The following is a 23,971-nucleotide window of genomic DNA, read 5'->3' on the forward strand; positions in this document are numbered from 1 at the left end:
GTACGAACCTACCCGATTTGGTAGCGGATTGTTAACTGGACGAACGATCAAGACCGCCCGTCAAGCCACGGCGCTGTATTCCGCTCGGGTCCTACGCCGCTGCGAAGTCCATTTCGCGATGACCCCCTGCGACGGGCTGAACAGGTACACCAGGGCGAATACGATGCCCTGCGTCATCACAACCATGCCCCCGGAAGCTGTGTCGAGGTAGTAGCTGACGTAGATACCCGTAATCGCGCAGATCGCGGAAACCACCGGAGCTATCACCAGCATCCGCGAGAACTTGTCAGTGAGAAGGTAGGCCGTCGCGCCGGGGATGATCAGCATCGCCACCACCAGCACGACTCCGACAGCTTGCAGCGCCACAACGGACGTGAGTGCGAGGACGCCGAGTAGCAGCGCTCCGAGACGCTTAGGCGAAAGACCTATCGCGTTGGCATGGATCGGGTCGAAGGCAAACAACGTCAGATCGCGACGCTTGATCAACAGAATGCTCAACGCCAACGCGCCGAGTATCGCGACCTGCAGAAGATCGGACGAGCTCACCCCCAGCAGGTTGCCGAAAATGATGTGGTTGAGATCGGTCTGGCTGGGGGTCACCGAGATGAGAACCAAACCGAACGCAAAGAGAGTCGTGAAGACGATACCGATCGCGGCGTCTTCCTTGACGCGGCTGGTGTTACGGATCAGTCCGATCAGTGCGACGGCGATCAGCCCGAAGATCAAGGCCCCAATGGCAAATGGAGCGCCGACGACGTAGGCGAGGACAACACCGGGCAGGACAGCGTGCGACACTGCATCACCCATCAGTGACCACCCGATGAGCACCAACCAACAACTGAGCACCGCGCAGACAACCGCCGCCACAACCGCAACGGCCAACGCGCGCACCATGAATCCGTACTGGAGAGGATCAAGTAGCAGTTCTACGAGGTTCATCGATCAGGTCCTGTCCATCACGTCGAGACCGAAAGCCAGGGCGAGGTTTTCCGGTTGAAGCACGGTGTCCGGGTCGGAGTGCACCAGAACCTTGCGCATGAGCAGTACCGCCTCGTCGCACAGTTTCGGCACCGCGTGGAGGTCATGTGTCGAGACCAAGATCGATCGGCCGTCGGAAGCCAACTCTCGTAGCAGCGTCGAAATCGTTGCCTCGGAACGCTTGTCGACGCCGGCAAAAGGCTCGTCCAGCAACAGTATCGACGCGTTCTGTGCGATACCGCGTGCGACGAAGGCGCGCTTCTTCTGACCACCCGAGAGCTGACCGATCTGACGATCCGCAAATTCGGTGAGCTCTACCCGCTCGAGGGCCTCTGCCACCGCCTCGCGATCTGCACGCCGCGGACGTCGCAAGAACCCGAGGTGGCCGTACCTACCCATCATCACGACGTCACGGACACTGATCGGGAAGGTCCAGTCGACGTCTTCACTCTGCGGCACGTATCCGACGCGCCCGCTCTTGCGCGCAGCGGCTGCGTCGAGACCGGCGATTCTCACAGAACCGTTGTCCGGCTTGATCATTCCCATGATCACCTTGAACAGGGTCGACTTTCCTGAACCGTTCATACCGATCAGTCCGCAGACGCTTCCGGAATTCAACGTCAGATCGACATGGTCCAGTGCGTGGACCTCGCCGTAGTGAACGCTGACGTTTTCGACGCGAATGGCTTCGTTCATGATTTACCGCCGGTCAGACCGCCGAGGATGACGTCGGTGTCGTGGCGAATCATGTCCAGGTAGGTGGGCACGGGACCGTCGGCTTCGGACAGCGAGTCGACGTACAGCGTCCCTCCGAATTTCGCACCGGTCGCCCCGACAACCTGCTGCATGGGGGCATCCGAGACCGTCGACTCACAGAAGACGGCGGGAACGGAATTGGCCCGGACGAAGTCGATCGCGGCGATGATCTGCTGCGGCGTCGCCTGCTGCTCGGCATTGACCGGCCAGATGTAGGCCTCGCTGAGTCCCGCGTCCCTGGCCAGATAGGAGAACGCACCCTCGCAACTGACGAGTGCGCGCTGACCTGCGGGCAATACCGCCAGCCCACTGACCAGGCCGTCCTGAACTGCTTGCAGTTCCGCCTTGTACTTCGCGCCGTTCCCCGCAAATGCCGAGGCGTTGTCCGGGTCGAGGTCACTGAAAGCAGTCACCATGTTGTCGACGTAAATCTGCGTATTCAACGGAGACATCCATGCATGCGGATTGGGCTTGCCCGCATACGCGTCACCGGCGATCGGAATGCCTTCGACGCCGTCGCTGACCACGACGTGTGGCACGTCCAGACCGTTGACGAATTTCGCGAACCACGCCTCGAGGTTCATGCCGTTGTCGAGGATCAGATCGGCTTCGCTCGCCCGCCGAATGTCTCCGGGCGTCGGCTCGTAGCCGTGAATTTCCGCCCCCGCCTTGGTGATCGACTCGACGCGAAGGTGATCGCCGGCAACGTTCTGGGCGATGTCCGACAGCACGGTGAACGTGGTGAGCACCACCGGGCGGTCGTCGTCGGAGCCGGAATTCACCGCAGAACAGCTGGAGAGAAGCAGGGCGGCGAGGGCGGCAATTCCCAGGCGGCGGAAGTTCTTCGCGTCGCGAGTCGTCATGGTCGAACTCTAATATGTGGGTAAACAAATACACAAGTTCGTATAGCCAAACAATTCACACTCGATAGGCTCGGACCATGCGTCCTACTGCCTTGATCACCGGTTCCAGTCGCGGCCTCGGAGCTGCCATCGCACGCGAACTGGCGCCGACACACGACCTGCTGCTCGGTGCACGATCCGCGCAGGCCCTCGAACCGATCTGCGCGGAACTACCCGGATCGACGCCCCTACCCCTCGACCTCACGGACTACGACGCCGTCGCGGTCGCCGCCTCGTCCATCACGACGCTCGACGTGCTGGTACACAACGCCGGCGTGGCCGACATCGGAACCATCGAGGAATCCTCGGTCGATCAGTGGCGACGCACCCTCGAGGCAAACGTCATCGCCGTCGCCGAACTCACTCGTGCCCTCCTTCCTGCCCTCAGGGCAGCCGGTGGCCACGTCGTACTGATCAATTCGGGTGCCGGACTGCGCGCCAACGCCGGCTGGGGCTCGTACGCGGCCAGCAAGTTCGCCCTGCGCGCTTTCGGAGACGCACTGCGCCTGGAAGAGCCGTCCTTGCGGGTCACCTCCATTCACCCCGGACGGATCGACACCGATATGCAGCGCAACATCGTCGCCGGCGAGGGCGACGAGTACGACCCGGAGCGCTTCCTGAAGGCCTCCACTGTGGCGCGTGCCGTACTCACTGCCGTCGAAACACCGTCCGACGCACACCCCACGGAGATCGTGCTTCGACCTACCGGCCGGTAAATCCCCAGTTCGCCGGTAACGGAATGATGACGATGGCCACCCGGATATCGCTTTTCCCGGTACTGGCCCGATACTGACATCAGTTGTCGGACAAAGAGACTGGACTGGTTCTCAGGAGTTCATCGAGAGGTGGTGTGCGATGCATGATCATACGAATACGTGGGGAATTTCCACCGAGGCTTTCCTCGGGTGGTACGTCGCCGCTGCCACCGGAGCGGTGGTGATCGCACTTGTGATCAGAGGCGTCGCCATGCGCAAGCCCACACCTGCATTGCGCACACTCACACCACCGGAGATGGGTGTACTGACCAGCGACGAGCGTGCGGTACGCGCTGCCGTGGCAGAACTCGAGAGTGCTGCATATTCTGCCGGCCAGGGTCAGCATGACCGCTTCACCCGCATCGTCCGCCAGCGGATCGACGACGCCGGTGGAACTGCCGTGCCCTCCCGGCTCGTGCCGACACTTCCGCTGCCCCTGTTGGAGCTTCGTAGCGACCTGGTGCAGGCCGGCTACCTGAACGGCAATCGTGAACACACTTTGACGCGATTGTCCGTGGTACCGGTCGTTGTCGTCGCCGTGGTCGGCACGATCAGGACCGGATTCACTGTCGTGAACGAGAACCCGGTGGGATACCTTCCGCTCGTGGTCGTCTGCCTCGCCCTGATTGTCGTAACCCTTCTCCGCCTGAGCCGACGCACTCGTTTCGGCCAGGTCGAATTGAGTCGCTTGAAGGACGAATACTCCTACCTCACACCGAATTTCCAACCGTCGTTTGCTACCTACGGGGCGACGTCGGCGGGTATTGCCGCGGCACTCTTCGGTCCGGGCCGCGACGGCGGTTGGGCACCCGGATGCGGCGGCGGATCTTCACCGTCCAGTTGCTCGACCTTCTCGAGCACCGTGAGCTGTGGGGGGTGAGTGCGGTGAACAACTACTACTCAGCCGACACGTGGGGGATCCCCAGCCAGACTTTCCTTCAGTGGTACCTGGTGGCGGCTGCCGTCGCGATCGGACTCTCGCTGTACAGCCGAATGACTGCGCGCCGGTCACCGGTGGTCGTCGACTCGGTCCGTCGGCCGCTCACTCCTCCCGAGATCGGTGCCTTGACCAGTGACTACCAAGCTGTGCTGGCGTCGATGGCTATTCTGCGTAGCGCCGAGCTGATCAGCACCGAAGGCAAGACCAAGCTGGCACTCACTGCGGAGGACAAGAGTCGTCTCGACTGGTTCACCCGTACCGTGCACAAGCGACTCGGCAACGGAAAGGTCCCGCTGCGGCAGGTGCGTCTGATGGGACGGCTGAACGTCGCACTCGCACAACTACGTACGACGCTGATCGACGAGGGATACTTGCAACGCCCGCAGGACGGGCTGACTGCTGCCTTTCGGACCGTTCCGATCCTGGCGGTAATTGGTCTCGGCGTAGTCCGTCTCGTCGCCGGCATCGCCGGCGGTAAGCCGGTCGGGTTTCTGCTCCTCACCATCATCGTTCTCGCGCTGATGATTCCACTTCTCCGCATCAAGCGTCGTCGGACAGCTTTGGGCGACAGCGAGCTTCGACGCCTCAAGCACGAAAACTCGTACCTCTCACCGAAACTGCGGCCCGCGTACTCGAGCTACGGTCCCTCGCTCGCCGGACTCTCGGCGGCGCTCTTCGGTTCGGGAGCTCTGGTTCTGATCGATCCCGCGCTGGCGGGAGCAGTGGCTGCGGGCGCCGCGTACAGCCCGGGCGGCGGGGGTTCGAGCTACTACAGTTGTGGCTCCTCATCCGGATCATCCGGCTCGGACGGCGGTGGCGGCAGCGGTAGCAGTTGCGGCGGCGGGGGGTGTGGGGGATGAGCACGCATGCAGCCGACACGTGGGGGATCCCCAGCGAGGATTTCCTCTACGGCTACATAGCCGTTTCGGCCACGCTCATGGTTCTCACTCTGGGGTGGCGTCTGATGATCCGGGCACGCCGGTGCAGGTATTCCGCCGGGCACGGGTATTCCGCCGAGCAACTGACCCCTCCGGAAGTCGGCATGCTGACAGACGAGTCACGCGCCATCGCAGCATCGTTGGCAATCCTGCGTAGCGCTGATCTGATCACCACCGACGGCGCTGTCCTGCGCCCGTTGGGGCCTGGCGACGAGACCCTGGACTGGTACACCCTCACCGTGTACCAGCGCCTGGCCCAGCAGGCCCTACCCCATCGTCGGCGGCAACTCGCCGAGCGCATGACGGTGGAAACAGCTCGCCTACGAAACTCTTTGGCGGACCGGGGATACCTGACCTCCGACAGCACCAGGCGTTCAATCTTTCTCTCCACAGTTCCGTTGAAGATCCTGGTGGCCGTGGGTATCGTCCGCGTTGCTTTCGGACTGCACAACGACAAGCCCGTCGAGTTTCTGATTCTCGCCGTACTCGTCACCGGGTTCAGCATCCCGCTGCTCGGGCTCAACTTCGATCGCACCACCTCGGGCAGTGCGGCACGTTCGGAACTGACCACGGCACACGCCTACCTGTCCCCGCGCAACAAGCCTGCCTTCTCTGCCTACGGCCCACGCTTGGCGGGGATGTCCGCCGCTCTCTTCGCCGGTTCGGCGATGCTGATGATCAATCCCGCCTTGGCCTCCGCCGCCGGAATCGGTGCCGACGGCAGCGGAAGTAGCGGGGGTTCGGACGGTGGCGGTTCAGACGGGGGAGGCGGCAGCTGCAGCGGGGGTGGCGGATGTGGCGGCGGCGGTGGTGGATGCGGGGGATAGCCGCGTCCGGGCGAGCAGAAGCGCTGCGGCCTCGGTAGTGATGCCACGTTCCTCGCTCAACGAATACACCTCGTCCAGAGTTCGACCGATCCCTCGGGTTCGTTCGACGACGTCGTCTTCGTTCCACCCCAGGACTTCTCGCCCCACGAGGTGAAAGGCTCCGCCTGCGTTCGCCACGAAATCAGGGGCACAGAGAACCCCGCGGCTTCGCAGAACCTCGCCCGCAGCGGCATCGGTCAAGATGTTGTTTGCTGCGCCCGCCACGGCCAGAGTCGGAATCGACGCAGCAGCAGCGGAATCGATGATGCCTCCCATCGCACAGGGAGCAAAGAGGTCACACGACGTTCGAAGTACCTCGTCCGCAGGAACGATCGTGTGCCCCGCAAGAGAAGCCGCCTCGAGGCGCTGCGGGTCCGTATCGGCAACAAGCAGGCGTGCCCCAGCCTGCGCTGCGAGACGCACAACATCCCCGCCGACGGCGCCGAGCCCCTGAACCAGCACCTTTCGGCCGTCGAGCGTTCCGAGTCCACGACGACGCGCCGTGGCCTTCATCGCTTCGAACACGCCCAGAGCCGTGGCGTGCGCGCTGGAACCGGCGCCACCGTTGTCGACCGAACGCCCGAAGACGTACTTGGTGGTGCGACTGAGCTGATCCATGTCGGAAGAGTTGGTGTTGACGTCAGGACCGGTCCAGTAGTTTCCCTCGAGCGTGTCGATGTTCTCCGCGTGAATGTCGAGGATACGAGACCAAGTCGCCGAGTCGATCCGATTGCGCGGTGCGGGCAGTGCTATCACCGACTTCCCGCCACCCATCGGCAGGTCGGAGACCGCCATCTTCAAAGTCATTGCGCCGGCCAGCTTCCCGGCGTCCGCCAGCGCGTGACCGATCGAGGGATAATGCGCCGCCCGCGTGCCACCCGACGCCGGTCCCAGACGGGTGGAGTCGATTCGGATCACAAAGGTCGTGCCGGTCTCCCGATCATGTCGGGTGACGGTCAGTTCACCGTCCCAGCGCAGTTCGTCGTCGATGCTCATTGCAGATCCTCTTCTGGTCATGGTTCAGCGGTGCGCGTGCAGTGGTGTTCCCGCGAGTGCGAGCATGGCCTCGCCCAACGCCTCGTTCTGGCTGGGGTGCGCGTGGATGAAACGCCCCACTTCATCGGGAAGTGCTTCCCAGGCGACGGCCAACTGCGCCTCACCGATCAGTTCACCAACCCGGTCGCCTACCAGGTGGACGCCGACGACGGGACCTCTGGTTCCGCTGCGAATCACTTTGATTCCCCCGGTGGTTCGCAGGATCTGACTCTTGCCGTTACCCGACAGGTCGTAGACGACGGTGGAGACGTCACCGTACTGCTTGCGCGCCGCCTCTTCGCCGAGTCCGACTGATGCAACTTCGGGATGTGAGTACGTCACGCGAGGAATCAAGTGTTCGGCGACCGGTATCGGATCCTTCCCGGCGATCTGTTCAGCCACAAAGATCCCTTGTTGGAAACCTCGGTGCGCCAACGCAAGACCGGGCACGATGTCGCCGACCGCGTACACACCGTCCACGGACGTACGGAGGCGTTCGTCGGTAACGACAAAACCCTTGTCGAGGCTGATTCCGTTTTCTTCGAAACCGTTACCGCCCGTGCGGGGTCCGCGGCCGACGGCGACCAACAGTAGTTCGGTATCGGATATCGTTCCGTCGCCTAGTTCGACGCGGACCGAATCGGCTGCTTCTTTCGCGGAAACGATCTTTGTGTCTGTCTTACAGACGATTCCGCGTTTCCGGTAAGCCCGCTCCAGCTGCTTCGACGACCACGGGTCCTCCGCGGCGATCAGTCGCGGGAGTGCCTCGACGATCGTGACTTCGGCGCCGAACGAGCGCCAGAGGCTCGCGAACTCGACGCCGATGACACCGCCACCGAGCACTGTCGCGCTGGTGGGCACCCGGTCGAGTTCGAGCGCCTGGTCACTGGTGAGGATCCGGCGGCCGAGTTCGATGCCGGGCAGTTCCCGCGGATACGATCCGGTGGCCAGTACGAGTGATGTTCCGGTATAGCGGGTTCCGTCGACGTCGATGCTTCGCCCACCGACGTACGTTCCGTATCCGTTGACGATAGTGATCTTGTGTTGCGCCAACAAACCTTGCAGACCGCTGTACAGCCGCTCGACTGTCCCGTTTTTGTAGTCGTGCACCTGCGCGATGTCGATGCCGTCAAAAGATGCCCGGACTCCGAATTGCTCACTGGTGCGTGCCGAGTCGGCGACCTCGGCGGAATGCAGCAGCGCCTTGGTCGGGATGCATCCGCGGTGCAGGCACGTTCCGCCGACCTTGTCCGCCTCGATCAGCGTGACCGACAATCCGAGTTGGGCGGCGCGGATGGCGCAGGCATAGCCGCCCGATCCTCCACCGAGGATCACGACATCAATGTGCTGTTCTGCAGTTGTCATCGGAGCCTTGGTCATCGGAGGCTTGGTCATCAGAGGCTTGGTCATCAGAGCCTTCCCAGGACGCGGATCGGGTTCTCGATGTAGTCACCGAACAGCCTCAGGAATCCACCGGCTTCGCCTCCGTCACAGACGCGGTGGTCGAAGCTCAACGAGATCTGAGTGACCTTACGGACGGTCAACTCGCCGTTCACCACCCACGGCTTGTCGATGATGCGTCCGATGCCGAGTATCGCCGCCTCGGGGTGGTTGATGATCGGAGTCGATCCGTCGACCCCGAATACCCCGTAGTTGTTGAGCGTGAACGTGCCGCCGGTCAGGCGGGCGGGTTCGAGTTTGCCGTCGCGCGCAAGGTCGGTGGTCACCCGAAGTGCTTGTGCGAGTTCGACAGTGCTCAGGGTATCGGCATTGCGAATGACCGGCACCATCAATCCCTTCGGTGTCTGTGCGGCGATTCCCAGGTGGATGCGGGCGTGTCGAACGATCTCGCCTCGAGCAGTATCGACCGACGAGTTCAGTTCGGGGTACTGCGCCAACGCCGCGATGGTCAGCCGAGCCAGGAGCGCCATCAGGCTGATCTTGTCGGAATCGGGCAGTGACTTGTTGATCTCGGCTCGCGCCGCCAACAGTTCGGTGGCGTCGACGTCGACCCAGGTTGTCGCGTCAGGGATCTCACGGCGGCTGGTGGACAGCTTGTCGGCCACCACCTTGCGAAGCCCCTTGATCGGGATGCGTTGGTCGCTCACGTGCGACGTTTCCGTCTCCGGGCCGGTGTTCGACCCGGCCTCGACGTCAGCGCGCGTTATCACCCCGCCGGCACCCGATCCGGAGAGCAAGGACAGGTCGATATCGTTGTCAAAGGCCAGTTTACGAACGATTGGTGAGATCACGCGTACCGACGAAGGAGTCCGACGTCGGCGTCTCGGTGCATCCTCGCTGGTGCCGTAGCCGATCAGGACGTTGCCCGAACCCGCGCGTTCCTCTTCACGGTAACGCTCGTGGTTGGCCGAAACGACCGCGTCGACACTGCCGCCACCACTCACAGTGATCAACGGCGTGCCCACCTTCAAGGTGTCGCCGTCCTTGCCATGTAATTCGACGACGGTCCCGGCGAACGGGATAGGCACGTCCACAGCAGCTTTCGCAGTCTCGACCTCGACGACGATCTGATCGATGGTGACCACGTCGCCGACCTTGACGTGCCACTCCGCGATATCGGCCTCGGCCAGACCTTCACCCAGGTCGGGGAGCATGAATACCTGATTGCTCATGCCGTCACCGCCCAACGGGTGTCCGGGGCGTCGTTCCACTGCAGACGGTCGACGGCGTCCAGGACCCGGTCGACGCTGGGCAGGTGGTGACGCTCGAGCTTCGGCGCGGGGTAGGGGATGTCGAATCCGCTGACCCTGAGCACCGGAGCGTGGAGATGGTGGAAGCATCGCTCCTGCACGCGAGCAGCAATTTCCGCAGCAACACCGGCAAAGCCCTGCGCTTCCTGGATGACGATGCAGCGTCCGGTCTTTCGCACCGACGCGGTGACCGTCTCGTCGTCGAACGGCACTATCGAGCGGATGTCGATCACCTCGATGTCGCGGCCCTCGGCCGCGGCGGCCTCGGCGGACTTCAGTGCAACCTCCACGGACGGGCCGTAGGCAATGAGCGTCGCGTCACGACCGGGGCGCCGGACGACGGCGCGACCGATCGGCCCACGTGCGGTCAGTTCGACGTCGGCTCGCGAGAAGTACAGCTTCTTGGGTTCGAGGAAGATGACCGGGTCGGGGTCCTCGATCGCCGAACGTAGCAGCGAGTACGCGTCTTCCACCGTGGACGGCGCCACGACCTTCAGGCCGGGGGTGTGTGCGTAGTAGCCCTCGCTGGAGTCACAGTGATGCTCCACCCCGCCGATACCGCCGGCAAAAGGAACACGGATGACTATCGGAATCGACAGTGCACCCTTGGTGCGGTTGCGGATCTTTGCGACGTGGGAGGCGATCTGCTCGAATGCCGGATAGGCAAACGCGTCGAACTGCATTTCCACGACCGGACGAAAACCGGCCATGGCCATGCCGATTGCGAATCCGATGATGCCGGACTCGGCGAGGGGAGTGTCGAAGCATCGGTCGTCGCCGAAGTCGCGGGTGAGGCCGTCGGTGACGCGGAAAACGCCGCCCAGGGTGCCGACGTCCTCACCGAAGACGACAACGTTGTCGTCCGCAGCCAGAGAGGCCCGTAGCGCGGTGTTGAGGGCCTGAGCCATCGTGAGCATGGGCATGGTCAGTGTCCCCCTGTGTCAGCGGCTTCGGCGGCAAGTTCGGTTTCGAGTTGGGCTTGTTGCTCACGCAATTGCGGTGTCTGCTCGGCGAAGACGTACCGGAACAGATCGAGCGGATCGTGCGGGCGGTCGACGTTCATGCCGGCGCGAAGTGTGGCGGCCTCGGTTTCTGCCTCTGCGGTCAGTGATTCCACGAACGCGTCGTCGATCAGATCGTGTGCGCGCAGATACTTTTCGAGACGCGGCAACGGGTCTCGCCCTAGCCAGCTTTCCACCTCGGCGCTGTCGCGGTAGCGGGTGGCGTCGTCGGCGTTGGTGTGTGCGTCGATGCGATAGGTGTGTGCCTCGACGATCACCGGCCCGTTTCCGCTGCGGACGAAGCGCGCCGCCTCGTCCATGACGGCCATCATCGCAACAGGATCGTTGCCGTCGACCTGCTCGCTGCCGATCCCGTAGCCGACACCCTTGTGCGCTAACGTCGGTGCTGCGCTTTGACGTGACAACGGCACGCTGATCGCAAATCCGTTGTTCTGCACCAGAAAGACGACCGGCGCCTTGAAGACGGCGGCGAAGTTCAGCGCTTCGTGGAAATCACCCTCACTGGTGGCCCCGTCGCCGCAGAGCGCCAGCGCGACGGTGTTCAGGCCCCGTCGGGACTCCCCGTAGGCCACCCCCGCTGCATGCAGCAATTGCGTTGCCAGCGGGGTGCACTGCGGCGCACTGCGCAGCGCTACCGGGTCGTACCCGCAGTGCCAGTCGCCGGCAAGCATGCTCAGAATCTGCACCGGATCGACACCCCGAGCAGCCAACGCCATCGAATCCCGATAGGTGGGGAAGAGCCAGTCACTCGGCTCCAGACTCATCGCTGCCGCGATCTGGCATGCCTCCTGCCCTCGCGAGGACGGATACACGGCCAAGCGCCCCTGTTTGGTCAGCGCCGTCGCCTGCTGGTCGAAACGTCTGCCCAGGAACATCTTTCGATACATCTCGATCAGGCGATCGTCGCTCGGTTTTGCGTAGCGGGCCTCGCTGCGCGTCAGTTCTCCAGCAGGGTCGAGGTACTGCACCGCGGAATCGGCCGGCAGGAACTTTTGATACCGCAGTTCCCCCAAGGGCTCGACAAGAGTCACTTCTACCTCCAGAAGACGTTGTGTCCATCAGTATTCGCACTTCGGCGACGTAATGGCAGAAGGCGTCGAAGATTCAAGACAAACGGCCTATCATGAGGATTCGGGCAGCAATATGTCCATCAACCGACTCGACTACCGAAGCAGGAATGGACAGATGGCCACCGAACCGCACGCTCTCGATGCGATCGACCGCCGCATCATCGCCGAACTGGTCGCAGACAGTCGCATCTCCATGCGTGCACTGGCCGAGAAGGCGCACATATCTCGCGCTCACGCCTACGTCCGCATCGAAAGGCTCGAGGACGCCGGAATCATCACCGGATTCACGACGCGGATCGCCCATGAGAAGGCCGGACTCGGCTCCTCGGCGTACGTGGCGCTCTCGATCAGGCAGCACTCGTGGCGAGGTCTGGCTGCGTCGTTGAAGGCACTGCCGTTTGTCGAGCACTTCTCCCTCCTCGGCGGCGACTTCGACGTTCTGGTGCTGGTTCGAGCCCCGGACAACCAGGAACTACGCCACACCGTTCTCGAAGAACTCCAGGGACTCGACGGGGTTCTCTCGACCAAAACGTGGCTGATCTTCGAAGAAGGCAACGGTCCGGGACCCAACTGGTTGCCCGGCTGATCCGTCTATAGTCGCCGTTAGCAGTTGCACATGGGAGGTGACTCGAATGACCCTGTACGGCCTGGGAATCGGTTGGCGTCCCGAGGTATCCGGAATCATCGCGCAGCTAGACGGCCTGGCATTCTGCGAAGTCATTGCCGAATCCATCGGAACCGAGATACCGCCGCACCTCGGTTCGCTGGGAGTTCCGGTGATCCCGCACGGAATCTCGCTCTCCCTTGGCGGGGCCGAGGCGGTAGATCAGGCTCGGGTCGATCACCTTGCGCATACAGCCCAGCTACTGGACGCCCCCTTGGCGAGCGAGCACATCGCATTCGTGCGGGCGGGCGGCATCGAGGCCGGGCACCTGCTCCCACCACCACGCACCTACGAAGCCGTCGACGCCTTGGTACGCAACATCACCCGGACTCAGGACGGTCTACCGGTGCCGTTTGCCGTCGAAAACGTTGCCGCCCTTTTCGACTGGCCCGACGACGAGTTGACCGAAGGGGAGTTTCTCTCGGAGATCGTCGACCGCACCGGGGCTCTGCTGGTTCTCGACATCGCGAACGTCTATGCCAATGCCCTCAACCGAGGGCGTGATCCCTGGGCCGAGCTGAGCCGGCTACCACTCGAGCGAATCGCATACTGCCACATCGCCGGTGGCAGCATCAGCGACGGCAAATACCACGACACGCATACCGATCCTGTGCCCGAAGCCGTGCTGGAACTCCTTGCGCAGTTCACCGCCGCCGGTCACCATCCCGCGATCATGCTCGAGCGCGACGGAAACTATCCGCCGGCACTGGAATTGCTCGACGAGCTCGATGCCATCGCCGACGCAGCGGGTCTGGATCGCATCACCGCGGGCACCGATTGGTCACGCACATGAGCACGCTCGGTGAGCGTCAAGAAGCGCTTATTCGCGCTCTGGTGGCAGGCGGCGAACTACCCGAAGGCTTCGACAAAGACGATGCTGCCGTTGTCTCGACGGCACTGCTCCGAAAGCGCGCAGGAGAAGTGGCGCACCACCTTCCGGTCGTGCGCCACACTCTCGGCGATCGCTATCTTCGGTTGTTCACAGCGTGGGCGGACGGACGGCCGAAGACGTCTTCGCACGCGGACGCCCAGGCTTTTGTCGCCCACCTCCAGGACATCGGCGAACTGCCTCGCTCGCCCTGGCATCAGAGGTTTCGAAGGCTCTTACGCAAGTGAGACAACGGCTTCGCTGGTGTACATGAGGAACGTCATCGATTCCTGGAAGTACAGCTCGACGGAGTTCGCATCGTGCGAGAGGTAACCGATGGACAGGTCCTGGCCCAGATGCAGTTCGTAGTCACCACCACGCGTCGACAGCAGGAAAGCGCCGTCGATGGCCGGGGCCCAGATGATCTCGCCGTCGAGAACGCGTCGCAGGTGCTCGCGGATGGGGTAGCCGTGATCGGAGGTCTCGTTGATCGCGGTGAACGCGTCTGCGTTCAGGAGCAATGAGTACGGTCCGTTGACACCGGCCAGGCGCAGTGACGTGATCGCCTGGCTGATGGCTTCCGGGTAGTCCTTGGCGTCGATGGGGAGCTTCAATTCCGGGTTGGAACCGCTCGCCCGCACGCCGGTAATGCTGGCTGCGGGGTATCCCTCGAAGATGGCGCGGTCCTCGGCGAACGCGATCTGCTTGGCGGCATCCTTGACCGGCTGCCAGTCGGAGTCCTTGGCGCCGCGTTCGACGTCGTCGATGGCCTGACGGCTGACGGTGAACGGGACCCGCAGTTCGATGACCGGCTGCGACTGACGAGCGTGTGCGATGACGCCGTCGGCCAAGGGATTGATCGGCACCTGATGTCCGAGCGGGATGGCCGCAAGATCGTCACCTGACGGGCCCTCCACGTCCACGACACGACGACCGGCGACGTGGCGCTTGAAGGTACGGCTCGCCTCTTCTTCGATCTCGGCCCAGGCTGCTGCCGAAATGGGTGCTAGGTCGCGGTGCAGGTTTGTCATTGCTGGGCACTCCTTTTGAGGCTGCCGATTCCGAGAGAACCGTCAGAGATGGGCGCTGTGAACGTCGATTCGGGAACGAGCCTGGTCGGCGCGTCCGGGGGATCGTCGAGAAAGTCCGCCGTCGGAACGAAGAAATTGATTCCGGTGACGGCGGTCGAGAAATCGAGAATGCGGTCGTAGTTGCCGACGGGATTCCCGATGAACATGTTGGTCAGCATCTGCTCGGTGACCGTCGGCGACGCCGAGTAACCGATGAAGTAGGTTCCCATTTCAGCGGAGCCGACGTGTCCGAACGGCATGTTGTCGCGCAGAATCTGGATCTGCTCACCGGATTCGTCTTCGATGACGGTGAGTGCGGTGTGCGAGTTGGCCGGTTTCGTGTCGTCGTCCATCTCGAGATCTTCGAGCTTGGAGCGTCCGATGACGTTCTCCTGCTCCTCGACGGGCAGTGAGTTCCACTCCGACATGTCGTGGAGGTACTTCTGGACGATGACGTAACTGCTGCCTGCGAAGTCCGGATCCTCGTCACCGACGGTGACCGCGACGTATGCGGCCTGCCCGGACGGGTTCTCGGTGCCGTCGACAAAACCCATGAGGTCGCGTTGTTCGAAGTACTTGAACCCGTGGACCTCGTCGATCACCGACGCGGCGCCGGCCAACCTGTTGGTCACAACCGTGGCGAACTCGAAGCACAGGTCCATCTGACGGGCCCGGATGTGGAACAACAGATCGCCCGGTGTGCGGGGAGCGTGGTGTTTGTCACCGGTCAACTCGACAAAAGGATGCAATTCTGCCGGCCGTGGACCCTCGAACAGACGGTCCCACGCATCCGAACCGATGCCGACGACGGCGGCCAAGCCACCGGCGGGAACCCGGAATCCGATCGAGCGTTGCAGCCCGGAAATATCCGCCAGAACGTCGTGAACTGCCTGCTCACCACCCTCGTCGATGGTGAAAACCAGGAAGATCGCAGCTTCGGTGAGCGGGGTCAGCAACGGCTGCGGTATCGCGGGAAGGGCCACTTCGGCCTCGTCGATCTCACTCGTTTCCGCCATGCAGACCAGTATGGACGATTCCGGCAGTCCCGGCATCAGTAGTGGGTAAGACGAGTGAAGGTGTCGCGTTACGGTGTCGCGGCCTGGGCGCCCGCGTCGAAGCCAGTCGGAATCTCGAAGATCTTTCCGTCGAACCCAGCGCGGTAGAGATGCCCGGCCGCGAATCCGGAAGTGCCACGCCCGTAGGTCAGCACACTCGACGCCTGCAGTCCGCTGGTGAGCGAGCAGTACTGGCCGGGTCCGTCGATCCGCCACACCTCACCACTGATGTCCGTGGGAACGATTGCGCGATCTCGCGAGTCCAGGGTCAAACCATCTGGAGCAGAGAAGGTTTCGAGACCGCCGAGATCGACCAACGATTCCGAATACCCTGGATTGTCGACGGAGATGCGGCTGACACCCGGGTTTGCGAACGTGCGCGAGACGTAGAGCCAGCGATTATCGGCGCTCAGGGCTGCGCCGTTTGCACTCGGGAAGGTCGCCCACGCCGGGTCGACGGCACCGCCTGGACTGACCTTACCGATCAACGAACCGAAATCGTTGGTGGCATAGATCGTTCCGTCGTGCGCGACGGCGAGGCCGTTTGCAGCGCTCAGACCACCGGCGATCGGCGTCACGGCACCCGAGTTCACGTCCACCCGCGCGACCGACGCAGCACGCGTCAGATCGCCGATCAGCACGCCGGCGTTTGCTCCGGTTCCCACCAGCAGTGAACCGTCCGGGCTCCACGCGAGTGCGCCCGCACCGCCGGGAACCGTCGCGATCGGAACTGCGGCCTGACCAGGCGCGTCGACGCGGAAGATTCGACCACTCACCAGGTCTGTCGTGTACAGGCGACCCTGCCCGTCCACGGTGACACCCTCGAGGGCCGCGCCCGGAATCTGGGCGCTGAGGATTGCGGGGGACGAGCCAGGGCAGGGCGGCGCGGCCGCGGCACCGGACACACCCAGAGCCAGAAGCGAACCGGCAACAAGAGCACCGGTGATACCTACCCGAATACCGCGATCGAAGATCCTGGTGCGCATCTGCGCAACGCTAGACCTTCGGCCCGATTTCGCCTAGAGCGACCGAAGGAAAGAGATCAAAAGTTCATTGACCTCGGAAGCACGTTCCTGCTGTACGAAGTGCCCCGCGCCGCCGAGAAGGTGCAGACCCCGCAGGTCGGGGACGGTGTCCTTCATGCGGTCCAATGCCTTGGGGCCGCTCATCGCGATGACCGGATCCTCGGCGCCCGCGACGAAGAGCGTCGGGACGTTCACGTGCGCGCCGTCCAGATCCGCACTGCGTTCCCAATTGGCGTCATACGCTCGGTACCAGTTCAAACCACCGGTGAAACCTGTTGCAGTAAAGGCCTTTACATAAACATCCAGATCATCCTCGGTGAGCCACGACCACGGCAATGCAGGCGCCTCGGGCAGTACGTCGAGGTAGCCGTTTCCTTCGGCCGGGTTCTTCCAGACGTCGAGGTACCGGTAAGCCCCGGAGAGGGCATGGAAAAGCCGCTGAAGAAACTCACGTGGACGGGCGTCGAGTTCGCGCTCCGCGACACCCGGTTCCTGGAAATAGTGAATGTGCAGAAAATGCTTGCGCGCCATCGCGGCGTAGATGGTCGAGGGTTTTGTGGGAAACCGGTCAGGCGCATAGGGGACCGCCAACGAGACAAGCCCCGCAACACGATCGGGATGGCGCAGAGCGGTGGTCCACGCGACCGGCGCGCCGAAATCGTGGCCGACGAACACCGCTTTGTCGATTCCGAGAGCGTCGAGTAGATCGATCAGCCGGTTCGCGACGGCATCGTTGGTGTAGTCCTCGACCGCTTCGGGGCGGGTAGTGCCGCCGTAACCGGGCATGTCGAGTGCGATCGCCCGAAAACCCGCTTCCGTCAACGCTGTCGACTGATGCCGATAGCTGTACCCGAGGCCGGGAAAGCCGTGGCACATAACCACAGCTGTCCCCGAACCGGAATCGTCAATCTGCCAACGGAATCCGTCGACATCGATCGTCTTGACCGTCATGTCAGGCGGTGATCATGTCTTCCTGGTTCCAGAATGCACGCATCGACAGGATCTTGCCGTCGTCGTCGAAGGTCATGACGTCGATGGGTGCGATGGTCAGAGTCTGCTCGCCGAGCTTGGTGATCAGCGAGAAGTGGAATGCCGCTTCGTTTCCGGCGATGCGGAGGGTCTGAAGGTGAGCTTCCTGGTCGAAATTCTCGATCACGGAGTAGAACTCGAGAATGGACTCGCGGGTGGTGCGAACGTCGGTACCAACCGGGTCTTCAACGGTTGCACCCTCGGCATACAGGGCCACAACCTGGGCGGCAGTGCCCGTGGCAACTGTCTCGATGTAGGCGTCGACGGTCTTGCGGATTACCTCTGCGGACGGTGCCATGGTCTACCCCTCGTAGTTAGAACAGGTTCTAATTCTGAGGATAACCTACGTCTCTGGTCCACGGGTCAGGTTTCGAGCACCTTGCGCAGGCGAGCCTTCTTCCGGTTCTCCCGGACGATCCAGACGACATCGGCGTCATCCGACGCCTCCAGGGAGACGAATGCCGGCAGGGCATTCTCCGGATCCGCCGCGACCGCGACGCTCCAGCAGTATCCGAGCGCCTGCCGGAGAGTACGTGTGTCGGCCTCACGCCGGGAATCAGCTGGTTGCGAGACGATCCACTCGGTAGCGTCTCGGCACACCCGGACGGCCAACACAGCGTTGGTCCTGTCCTTCAGCAACCGTGGCTCGCAGATCCCGGCAGCCGCTGCGCGCAGCGTCAAAGGATGGGCCGAGCGTGCCCACTGCTCGATGATCGCCCGGAACAATTCCGGATCCGTGTCGCCTATCGCTTGAACAGCCATCGCGGCAGCTTCACGTGCACGCCACGAAGCACTGGTGGTCGCCTCCGTCAGACTGTCCAGAACAGCCTCGTCGCGCGAACGAACAAGAATGAATCCGAGCCCGACGATCCCACAACAGCGGATGTATTCGTCTTCGGACTCCACCGCCTGCAGGATGTCGTCGCTGTCGGCGCCGCGCGCGAACTCGAGCATTAACTCCACAGTTCATCGCCGTCCAGATCCGCGAATGTCATGGGCGTCCTTTCCTCAGTACACCCAATCCTGTCAGCCCGGATCTACACGCGCAGCATTTCCGATCAGTGAGCAGGGAGAAGGGACGTCTCCTGCGCCGCGCCGTCTTCTGCGCCGATCTGGACGATGTTTCGCGGCAGGAATACGGCTGCGATCGCACCGAGAACTGCTGCAGCAGCACCGATCAGGAACGCGATACGCATGCCCTCGTCGGTGTAGAACACAGCGCCCTCCATCGCCATCGCGATGTGCGAGTTCAAGACCGTGAAGGCGATGACGGGAAGCACTGCGGGGAAGATGCTCTGGAAGACCGCAACCATGCTCGCCGTGGTTGCCTGCAACTGCGGCGGCACTGCCTCGATGAGCAGGTTCGGAATGGAGGCGTAACCCATACCCATACCGACACCGAAGATTCCGGCAAAGATGATGAGCAGCGGCTTGTTGTCGTGAATGGTGGCCGTCAAGGTGAATCCGACTGCCATGAGGATCATTCCGATGATCATCAGCATGCGGGGTCGAATGTTGCGGCCGACCAGGAAGCCCACGATCAAGCCGCCGACCACCACCATGCCGCCAAGGGGCGCCTGGAAGATCGCGAATCCTTCTGCCGTGACGCCGAATCCGTATCCCAGGCCGAGAACTGCTGGCGTCATCACCATCATCGGCAGCAAAATCGTGAAGACTCCCGACGCGCCGTAGCAGAACCCGGCACCGACGGCGGTGAGCATCACCGAACGCTTGCCGAAGTAGCGCAGGTCGATCAAGGGCTCACGGATGGCTCGGGCAGAGGCAACCCACGCCACCAGCAGTGCGACGCCACCGATCAGATAGGCCAGCGTCGAACCGTTCTTCCAGCCCCAGGTCGGTCCGAAGCTGACGCCGATCAGAATTCCGGCGATGCCCGATCCGAGTAGTACCGCACCGATCAGGTCCAGCGAAGAACGCAGTCGTACAGCTGATTCCGCCGTCGAAGCGAAGATCATGCCGCCGAGCAAAACCAAACCGATGACGAAGAACCAGAAGATGCTCCGGAACCCGTGGTTGTCGATCAACCAACCGGTGAGGAACGGCGCCGGAATAGCGATCAGGCCCATGCCGGAGGTTGCAATACTTACAGCCAGCGCAACGGTTTTCGGCGGAAAGACATCTCGAATGAGGGAGTAGCTCAGGAAGAGGCAGGGAACGAGCAGACCAGTCAGGGACCGGCCCAGAATCAAGACGGCATAGCTCGGCGCAATCGCCGAAATGAAGGAACCGACCGCTGCGCCGGCGACCGCAAAGAGCAGGACTTTTCGTTTGCCGTACATATCTGCGAGCTTGCCGAGCAGCGGAGACGCGACCGCCCCCAGCAGCAGGAACGACGTGAGCAGCCAAGCGCCCTGCGTTGTTTGATAATGCACCGAGATGGCGGGCAGCGCCGTGGAAATCATCATGTAGCTCACCGCGAGCATTTCGAGAAGAAGAACGATCGACGCCAGCGAGAACACCAGTCGCGGAGTCCACCGCTCCGGTATCGACGTCGATTCGGGCAGACTGGGAGACGAACCGTCGCTGTGGACATGAGACGCCATGGCTGAAGAATCCTTTCGGGACACCTGCGAATTCGATTGACCCCCTGCCGAATACCGTCGGCCGGGGCCTTGCGGGGAAGTGCAGTGGAACGACAGCTACCACTCTCGGCAACGTGTTACCTGCATCACAGCCCTCGCGTCGAACGCGCGCTACAGAATGTTCCGCGGAGCGGGACAATCAGGACAACGACTGATTGGCACCCCGGATACAGCCCCAGATACAACTGTGCGCCGTTTCGGTAGCGGTAACTACCAAAACGGCGCACGTGCGCGAAGCGCCTACAGAACTATGTTCACCATCTTGCCCGGCACAACGATCACCTTGCGCGGTGCTTTGCCCTCGAGCAGAGCGACGATCTTCTCGTCCGCCAGGGCGATCTCCTCGACAGCCTTGCGATCGGCATCCGCCGGCACGCTGATGCGGCTACGAACCTTGCCGTTGACCTGGATCGGGTACTCGACGGTGTCCTCGACAAGCCACTTCTCCTCGACAGCGGGGAAGGGGCCGTGTGCAAGAGATTCCGTGTGTCCAAGACGCGACCACAGCTCTTCCGCGAGGTGCGGCGCCAGGGGAGCGAGCATTAACACCAACGGCTCGACGGCAGCACGGGGCGCGCCACCCGGGAAGGCCTTGGTGAGGTGGTTGTTGTACTCGATCAGCTTCGCAGCGGCCGTGTTGTCGCGCAGCGCGGTGTAATCCTCGATGACACCGGAAATCGCCTTGTTGAGCGCACGCAGCGTTTCCTCACCAGGAGCTTCGTCGGTGACACGGGGCTTGCCGGTCTCCTCGTCGATGACGACGCGCCACACTCGCTGCAGGAATCGAGCAGCACCGACGACGTCCTTGGTCGCCCACGGACGCGAGGTGTCCAGCGGACCCATCGACATCTCGTACACACGCAAGGTGTCTGCACCGAACTCGGCGCAGATCTCGTCCGGCGCAACGGCATTCTTGAGGCTCTTGCCCATCTTGCCGTACTCGCGGTTGACCTCGGCGCCCTCGAAGAAGAACTTGCCGTCACGCTCGACGACCTCTTCCGCGGGCACGTAGACGCCGCGGGCATCGGTGTACGCGAATGCCTGGATGTAGCCCTGGTTGTAGAGGCGACGGTACGGCTCGCTCGAGGACACGTAGCCCAGGTCGAACAGAACCTTGTGCCAGAAGCGCGAGTACAGCAGGTGCAGCACCGCATGCTCGACGCCGCCGACGTACAGGTCGACTCCACCGGGATCGTTGGGGCCGTGCAGTTCCGGACGCGGACCCGTCCAGTACGCCTCGTTCTGCGGATCGCAGAAGGCGTCCTGGTTGGTGGGATCGATGTAGCGCAGCTGGTACCACGAGCTACCTGCCCACTGCGGCATGACGTTGGTGTCGCGGTGGTAGGTCTGCAGACCGTCGCCGAGATCGAGCTCGACGTTGACCCAGTCGGTCGCCTTGTTCAGCGGGGGAGAGGGCTCGGAGTTGGCGTCGTCCGGATCGAAGGACACCGGTGCGTAGTCCTCGACCTCCGGAAGCACCACGGGCAGAGCCGAATCCGGCAGGGCGTGTGCGTTGCCGTCCGCGTCGTAGACGATCGGGAAAGGCTCGCCCCAGTAACGCTGACGCGCGAAAAGCCAGTCGCGCAGCTTGTACTGGATAGTGCCCTTGCCCTGGCCGCTCTCCTCGAGGCGGCTGATGACGGTCGCCTTGGCCTCGGCCACGTCCAAACCGTCGAGGTAGTCGGAGTTCACCAGCGGGCCGTCACCGGAGTACGCAGCCTCCGAAACATCGCCACCGGCAATAACTTCGAGAATTTCCAGTCCGAACGCGTTCGCGAACTCCCAGTCGCGGTGATCGTGTCCTGGAACTGCCATGATCGCGCCGGTGCCGTAGCCCGTCAGAACGTAATCGGCGATGAAGATCGGGACCTTGTGGCCGTTGACCGGATTGACGGCGTAGGAACCGAGGAAGACGCCCGTCTTCTCCTTGTTTTCCTGACGCTCCAAGTCGGTCTTGGCGGCAATCGACTTACGGTATGCAGCAACAGCTTCCGCCGGCGTCGTGGCACCGCCAGTCCAGCGTGCGTCGACACCTTCGGGCCACTCGTCCGCGACGAGCTTGTCCACCAAGTCGTGCTCAGGAGCCAGCGTCACATAGGTGGCGCCGAACAGCGTGTCAGGGCGCGTCGTGAACACATCGACGCCGTACTCGCCTGCGGCAAAGGTAACTTCGGCGCCGTAGGAGCGTCCGATCCAGTTGCGCTGCATGGCCTTGACTTTGTCCGGCCAATCCAGGTACTCGAGATCGTCGACCAGGCGATCGGAGTACGCGGTGATGCGCATCATCCACTGCTGGAGGTGCTTTCGGAACACGGGGAAGTTTCCGCGGTCACTACGACCGTCGGCGGTGACTTCCTCGTTGGCCAGCACGGTGCCCAAGCCGGGGCACCAGTTGACCATCGAATCCGACTGGTAGACAAGGCGGTACGAGTCGACGACCTTTGCCTTCTCGGCGACTGTCAGCGACGCCCACTCGCGTCCGTCTTCCAGAGCACGCTCACCGGAATCGAACTCGGCTTCCAGCTCGGAGATACGACGGGCCTTGCCTGCAGCCTTGTCGTACCAGGCGCCGTGGATCTGCAGGAAGATCCACTGCGTCCAGTGGTAGAAGTCGACGTCCGTCGTCGCGAGGCTACGACGCTCGTCGTGCCCCAGACCCAGGCGTCGCAGCTGGCGCTTCATGTTGGCGATGTTGGACTCGGTGGTCGTCCGCGGGTGGGTACCCGTCTGTACGGCGTACTGCTCGGCCGGGAGACCGAAGGCGTCGTAACCGAGGGTGTGCAGGACATTGCGCCCCTGCATGCGATGGAAGCGCGCGAAGACGTCCGTAGCGATGTATCCGAGCGGGTGACCGACGTGCAGGCCCGAACCCGAGGGGTACGGGAACATGTCCTGAACAAAGAGCTTGTCGGCGGGAACACCGTCGGGCGAGGAGAGCGGACCGACCGGATTAGGCGCGTTGAACGTGCCGTCCTCACTCCAGCGGTCCTGCCAGTGCTGCTCGATCTGGCCGGCGAGCTCCGCGGTGTAGCGGTGCTGCGGAGTTGCGTCGGCTGGTGAATCGGGGGACTGCGGAGACTCGGTCACTGTGGTCGCTATCTACTTGGCTGACGGAAATACCGATAACCAGGGTAGAGCCTGTGCGACCCGGGCATACCATCAACTCCACTCGCGCCTATCCTGTATGGGTGATCGTTGTCGCTGTGGTGCTATTCGTGCTCGCTGTCGCCGTCGGTGGAGTTGGTGTCGCCGGTCTGATCGGCAAACTCCCGCGCAACCGCTGGGCCGGTGTCCGCACCGAGGATTCCCTGCGGAGCGAGGAGTCGTTCGCCCTCGCCAACAAGGTGGCCGGTCCGACCATGCTCGCGGCCGCTGGAATGTTGGTCATAGGCGGAGTCGCAGCACTGACCATCGGCGGAGTCTTCGGCGTCGCGGTCGCGATCATCGCCGTCGTCGTCGCCGTCCTCACTGCCGGTTTCGGTGGAAGCATCGGCACCCGCGCGGCCGCCGCGCTCCCACAGCAGAGCGGATGCGGTAACGACTGCAACTGCGGCGGCCACTCCGAGCCTGCCGCAGACGAGCCGGTGGCGGAGACCCCCGAGGCCAAGGCGAACGCTGCCGCTTGCGGTACCGCTTCCTGCGGTGCCTGCGCACTCAAGGATGCTTGCCAGCCGGCTCATTGAT

Annotated in this window: 24 protein-coding genes; 8 read left to right on the plus strand and 16 right to left on the minus strand. The window is 62.9% G+C overall.

The window, feature by feature from the left end:
• Positions 1-60 precede the first annotated feature (60 nt).
• Genes AC1DVN_RS07415 through AC1DVN_RS07425 form a run of 3 tightly spaced genes read right to left on the minus strand, consistent with a single transcriptional unit; the run spans position 61 to position 2,597 of the window.
• Positions 61-939: a metal ABC transporter permease gene (locus AC1DVN_RS07415; protein WP_020909820.1), complete on the minus strand. Its 879-nt coding sequence runs from the start codon at positions 937-939 to the stop codon at positions 61-63.
• 3 nt (positions 940-942) lie between these two features.
• Positions 943-1,674, minus strand: coding sequence for a metal ABC transporter ATP-binding protein (locus AC1DVN_RS07420; protein ID WP_336503992.1), 732 nt, complete (start codon positions 1,672-1,674; stop codon positions 943-945).
• Positions 1,671-2,597 (minus strand): metal ABC transporter substrate-binding protein, encoded by a 927-nt coding sequence (locus AC1DVN_RS07425; RefSeq protein WP_020971445.1) that lies wholly within the window; start codon positions 2,595-2,597, stop codon positions 1,671-1,673. The genes AC1DVN_RS07420 and AC1DVN_RS07425 overlap by 4 nt, the downstream gene beginning before the upstream one ends.
• 77 nt (positions 2,598-2,674) lie before the next feature.
• Between AC1DVN_RS07425 and AC1DVN_RS07430 the strand changes: the two genes are divergently transcribed.
• From AC1DVN_RS07430 to AC1DVN_RS07445, 4 genes are all read left to right on the plus strand, one after another.
• Positions 2,675-3,352 carry an SDR family oxidoreductase gene (locus tag AC1DVN_RS07430; protein ID WP_029256785.1) on the plus strand — a complete coding sequence of 226 codons (678 nt, stop codon included), beginning with the start codon at positions 2,675-2,677 and terminating at the stop codon, positions 3,350-3,352.
• A 139-nt stretch (positions 3,353-3,491) separates the two neighbouring features.
• Positions 3,492-4,271 (plus strand): TIGR04222 domain-containing membrane protein, encoded by a 780-nt coding sequence (locus tag AC1DVN_RS07435; RefSeq protein WP_020909823.1) that lies wholly within the window; start codon positions 3,492-3,494, stop codon positions 4,269-4,271.
• On the plus strand, positions 4,205-5,191 hold the full coding sequence (locus tag AC1DVN_RS07440) for a TIGR04222 domain-containing membrane protein (RefSeq protein ID WP_400821655.1): 987 nt from the start codon (positions 4,205-4,207) through the stop codon (positions 5,189-5,191). Before AC1DVN_RS07435 ends, AC1DVN_RS07440 begins: the two co-directional genes overlap by 67 nt.
• Positions 5,188-6,096, plus strand: a complete 909-nt coding sequence (locus AC1DVN_RS07445) for a TIGR04222 domain-containing membrane protein (RefSeq protein WP_029256788.1) — start codon at positions 5,188-5,190, stop codon at positions 6,094-6,096. The genes AC1DVN_RS07440 and AC1DVN_RS07445 overlap by 4 nt, the downstream gene beginning before the upstream one ends.
• Here the strand turns inward: AC1DVN_RS07445 and AC1DVN_RS07450 are convergent.
• From AC1DVN_RS07450 to pdhA, 5 genes are read right to left on the minus strand one after another with little or no spacing between them, the layout of a single operon-like run.
• Entirely contained in the window at positions 6,025-7,131 is a 1,107-nt protein-coding gene (locus AC1DVN_RS07450) for a Glu/Leu/Phe/Val dehydrogenase family protein (RefSeq protein ID WP_477993658.1), read from the minus strand. The genes AC1DVN_RS07445 and AC1DVN_RS07450 overlap by 72 nt on opposite strands.
• A gap of 24 nt (positions 7,132-7,155) precedes the next feature.
• Positions 7,156-8,565 (minus strand): dihydrolipoyl dehydrogenase, encoded by a 1,410-nt coding sequence (gene lpdA, locus AC1DVN_RS07455; RefSeq protein ID WP_195849627.1) that lies wholly within the window; start codon positions 8,563-8,565, stop codon positions 7,156-7,158.
• A 14-nt stretch (positions 8,566-8,579) separates the two neighbouring features.
• The gene (locus AC1DVN_RS07460; protein WP_477993659.1) at positions 8,580-9,803 is read right to left on the minus strand and encodes a dihydrolipoamide acetyltransferase family protein; all 1,224 of its coding nucleotides are present in this window, start codon (positions 9,801-9,803) and stop codon (positions 8,580-8,582) included.
• Positions 9,800-10,804, minus strand: coding sequence for an alpha-ketoacid dehydrogenase subunit beta (locus AC1DVN_RS07465; RefSeq protein ID WP_477993660.1), 1,005 nt, complete (start codon positions 10,802-10,804; stop codon positions 9,800-9,802). The genes AC1DVN_RS07460 and AC1DVN_RS07465 overlap by 4 nt, the downstream gene beginning before the upstream one ends.
• A gap of 2 nt (positions 10,805-10,806) precedes the next feature.
• The gene (gene pdhA, locus AC1DVN_RS07470; RefSeq protein WP_097386605.1) at positions 10,807-11,934 is read right to left on the minus strand and encodes a pyruvate dehydrogenase (acetyl-transferring) E1 component subunit alpha; all 1,128 of its coding nucleotides are present in this window, start codon (positions 11,932-11,934) and stop codon (positions 10,807-10,809) included.
• Positions 11,935-12,088: 154 nt separating this feature from the next.
• Here pdhA and AC1DVN_RS07475 point away from each other — a divergent pair, with 154 nt between their 5' ends.
• The 3 genes from AC1DVN_RS07475 to AC1DVN_RS07485 are packed head-to-tail and all read left to right on the plus strand — an operon-like array spanning position 12,089 to position 13,753.
• Positions 12,089-12,559 carry an Lrp/AsnC family transcriptional regulator gene (locus AC1DVN_RS07475; RefSeq protein WP_020971454.1) on the plus strand — a complete coding sequence of 157 codons (471 nt, stop codon included), beginning with the start codon at positions 12,089-12,091 and terminating at the stop codon, positions 12,557-12,559.
• 46 nt (positions 12,560-12,605) lie between these two features.
• Entirely contained in the window at positions 12,606-13,430 is an 825-nt protein-coding gene (locus tag AC1DVN_RS07480; RefSeq protein WP_477993661.1) for an MbnB/TglH/ChrH family RiPP precursor modification enzyme, read from the plus strand.
• The gene (locus tag AC1DVN_RS07485; protein WP_019746170.1) at positions 13,427-13,753 is read left to right on the plus strand and encodes an SCO6045 C-terminal-like domain-containing protein; all 327 of its coding nucleotides are present in this window, start codon (positions 13,427-13,429) and stop codon (positions 13,751-13,753) included. The genes AC1DVN_RS07480 and AC1DVN_RS07485 overlap by 4 nt, the downstream gene beginning before the upstream one ends.
• Here AC1DVN_RS07485 and AC1DVN_RS07490 read toward each other — a convergent pair.
• From AC1DVN_RS07490 to leuS, 8 genes are all read right to left on the minus strand, one after another.
• Complete coding sequence (locus AC1DVN_RS07490; protein ID WP_020909834.1) at positions 13,742-14,536, minus strand: family 1 encapsulin nanocompartment shell protein; 795 nt, start codon at positions 14,534-14,536, stop codon at positions 13,742-13,744. The two genes, AC1DVN_RS07485 and AC1DVN_RS07490, sit on opposite strands and share 12 nt — an antisense overlap.
• Positions 14,533-15,591, minus strand: a complete 1,059-nt coding sequence (locus tag AC1DVN_RS07495) for a Dyp-type peroxidase (RefSeq protein WP_477993662.1) — start codon at positions 15,589-15,591, stop codon at positions 14,533-14,535. The genes AC1DVN_RS07490 and AC1DVN_RS07495 overlap by 4 nt, the downstream gene beginning before the upstream one ends.
• Positions 15,592-15,659: 68 nt before the next feature.
• Positions 15,660-16,616: an SMP-30/gluconolactonase/LRE family protein gene (locus tag AC1DVN_RS07500; protein ID WP_069146755.1), complete on the minus strand. Its 957-nt coding sequence runs from the start codon at positions 16,614-16,616 to the stop codon at positions 15,660-15,662.
• Positions 16,617-16,649: 33 nt separating this feature from the next.
• On the minus strand, positions 16,650-17,606 hold the full coding sequence (locus tag AC1DVN_RS07505) for an alpha/beta fold hydrolase (protein WP_477993663.1): 957 nt from the start codon (positions 17,604-17,606) through the stop codon (positions 16,650-16,652).
• 1 nt (position 17,607) lies between these two features.
• On the minus strand, positions 17,608-17,982 hold the full coding sequence (locus AC1DVN_RS07510) for a nuclear transport factor 2 family protein (protein WP_003942502.1): 375 nt from the start codon (positions 17,980-17,982) through the stop codon (positions 17,608-17,610).
• 65 nt (positions 17,983-18,047) lie between these two features.
• On the minus strand, positions 18,048-18,638 hold the full coding sequence (locus AC1DVN_RS07515; RefSeq protein ID WP_477993664.1) for a hypothetical protein: 591 nt from the start codon (positions 18,636-18,638) through the stop codon (positions 18,048-18,050).
• A gap of 104 nt (positions 18,639-18,742) precedes the next feature.
• Positions 18,743-20,248: an MFS transporter gene (locus AC1DVN_RS07520; protein ID WP_046379706.1), complete on the minus strand. Its 1,506-nt coding sequence runs from the start codon at positions 20,246-20,248 to the stop codon at positions 18,743-18,745.
• A 279-nt stretch (positions 20,249-20,527) separates the two neighbouring features.
• Entirely contained in the window at positions 20,528-23,374 is a 2,847-nt protein-coding gene (leuS, locus tag AC1DVN_RS07525) for a leucine--tRNA ligase (protein WP_336504004.1), read from the minus strand.
• A 101-nt stretch (positions 23,375-23,475) separates the two neighbouring features.
• Here leuS and AC1DVN_RS07530 point away from each other — a divergent pair, with 101 nt between their 5' ends.
• Complete coding sequence (locus AC1DVN_RS07530; protein ID WP_477993665.1) at positions 23,476-23,970, plus strand: SdpI family protein; 495 nt, start codon at positions 23,476-23,478, stop codon at positions 23,968-23,970.
• The last annotated feature ends 1 nt before the right edge of the window (position 23,971 follow it).

Source organism: Rhodococcus sp. P4_E4 (assembly GCF_056401575.1).

Coding starts and splice junctions, on each gene's coding strand:
- AC1DVN_RS07415 (WP_020909820.1), bottom strand. CDS start 939: ATGAACCTCGTAGAACTGCTACTTGATCCTCTCCAGTACGGATTCATG.
- AC1DVN_RS07420 (WP_336503992.1), bottom strand. CDS start 1,674: ATGAACGAAGCCATTCGCGTCGAAAACGTCAGCGTTCACTACGGCGAG.
- AC1DVN_RS07425 (WP_020971445.1), bottom strand. CDS start 2,597: ATGACGACTCGCGACGCGAAGAACTTCCGCCGCCTGGGAATTGCCGCC.
- AC1DVN_RS07430 (WP_029256785.1), top strand. CDS start 2,675: ATGCGTCCTACTGCCTTGATCACCGGTTCCAGTCGCGGCCTCGGAGCT.
- AC1DVN_RS07435 (WP_020909823.1), top strand. CDS start 3,492: ATGCATGATCATACGAATACGTGGGGAATTTCCACCGAGGCTTTCCTC.
- AC1DVN_RS07440 (WP_400821655.1), top strand. CDS start 4,205: ATGCGGCGGCGGATCTTCACCGTCCAGTTGCTCGACCTTCTCGAGCAC.
- AC1DVN_RS07445 (WP_029256788.1), top strand. CDS start 5,188: ATGAGCACGCATGCAGCCGACACGTGGGGGATCCCCAGCGAGGATTTC.
- AC1DVN_RS07450 (WP_477993658.1), bottom strand. CDS start 7,131: ATGAGCATCGACGACGAACTGCGCTGGGACGGTGAACTGACCGTCACC.
- lpdA (WP_195849627.1), bottom strand. CDS start 8,565: ATGACCAAGCCTCCGATGACCAAGGCTCCGATGACAACTGCAGAACAG.
- AC1DVN_RS07460 (WP_477993659.1), bottom strand. CDS start 9,803: ATGAGCAATCAGGTATTCATGCTCCCCGACCTGGGTGAAGGTCTGGCC.
- AC1DVN_RS07465 (WP_477993660.1), bottom strand. CDS start 10,804: ATGCCCATGCTCACGATGGCTCAGGCCCTCAACACCGCGCTACGGGCC.
- AC1DVN_RS07475 (WP_020971454.1), top strand. CDS start 12,089: ATGGCCACCGAACCGCACGCTCTCGATGCGATCGACCGCCGCATCATC.
- AC1DVN_RS07480 (WP_477993661.1), top strand. CDS start 12,606: ATGACCCTGTACGGCCTGGGAATCGGTTGGCGTCCCGAGGTATCCGGA.
- AC1DVN_RS07485 (WP_019746170.1), top strand. CDS start 13,427: ATGAGCACGCTCGGTGAGCGTCAAGAAGCGCTTATTCGCGCTCTGGTG.
- AC1DVN_RS07490 (WP_020909834.1), bottom strand. CDS start 14,536: ATGACAAACCTGCACCGCGACCTAGCACCCATTTCGGCAGCAGCCTGG.
- AC1DVN_RS07495 (WP_477993662.1), bottom strand. CDS start 15,591: ATGGCGGAAACGAGTGAGATCGACGAGGCCGAAGTGGCCCTTCCCGCG.
- AC1DVN_RS07500 (WP_069146755.1), bottom strand. CDS start 16,616: ATGCGCACCAGGATCTTCGATCGCGGTATTCGGGTAGGTATCACCGGT.
- AC1DVN_RS07505 (WP_477993663.1), bottom strand. CDS start 17,606: ATGACGGTCAAGACGATCGATGTCGACGGATTCCGTTGGCAGATTGAC.
- AC1DVN_RS07510 (WP_003942502.1), bottom strand. CDS start 17,982: ATGGCACCGTCCGCAGAGGTAATCCGCAAGACCGTCGACGCCTACATC.
- AC1DVN_RS07515 (WP_477993664.1), bottom strand. CDS start 18,638: ATGCTCGAGTTCGCGCGCGGCGCCGACAGCGACGACATCCTGCAGGCG.
- AC1DVN_RS07520 (WP_046379706.1), bottom strand. CDS start 20,248: ATGGCGTCTCATGTCCACAGCGACGGTTCGTCTCCCAGTCTGCCCGAA.